Origin of the sequence: Mycobacterium sp. 1164985.4, from assembly GCF_001668575.1 — a bacterium.
Classification (GTDB): Bacteria; Actinomycetota; Actinomycetes; order Mycobacteriales; family Mycobacteriaceae; genus Mycobacterium.
The window spans coordinates 1-517 of sequence record NZ_LZMD01000001.1 but is presented as its reverse complement, the minus strand read 5'-3'; the positions used below and the strand labels follow the sequence as shown (position 1 = coordinate 517).

The window sequence follows — 517 nt, the reverse complement described above, 5'->3', positions numbered from 1 at the left end:
CCAACATCACCTGCACCAACGGGTGATGAGTCAGGCTGCGGGTCGGGTTGAGCCGCTCCACCAACACCTCAAACGGCACATCCTGATGCTCGAAGGCGGCCAAACTACGTGCCCGCACCTGAGCCAATAGCTCTGCGGCCGTGGGATCACCGGCCACCTCGACCCGCAACACCAACGTATTGACGAAAAACCCGACCAACCCGTCCAGAGCCGGGTCACGCCGCCCGGCGATCGGGAACCCCACCGCCACATCCGAACTGGCGCCCAGCTTCGCCAACAACACCGCCAACGCGGCCTGCACCACCATGAAACTGGTCGCGTTGTGTTCACGCGCCACCCGCGCGATCTGCTGCTGCAACTCCGCCGGCCAGTCCACGGTGACCTTGGCCCCGCGGTAATCGGCCACCGCCGGATATGGCCGATCGGTGGGCAAGACCACCCGCTCGGGCATACCGGACAGCGCATCCTGCCAGTAGGCCAGCTGGGCGGAGATGCGGCTGTCGGGATCATCGAGATC

The 517-nt window shown here is 65.6% G+C and carries 1 protein-coding gene; it reads right to left on the bottom strand.

The window, feature by feature from the left end:
- Nucleotides 1-517, bottom strand: a 517-nt coding sequence (locus A5650_RS00005) for a condensation domain-containing protein (protein WP_156743945.1), incomplete at both ends; no start/stop codon positions are given.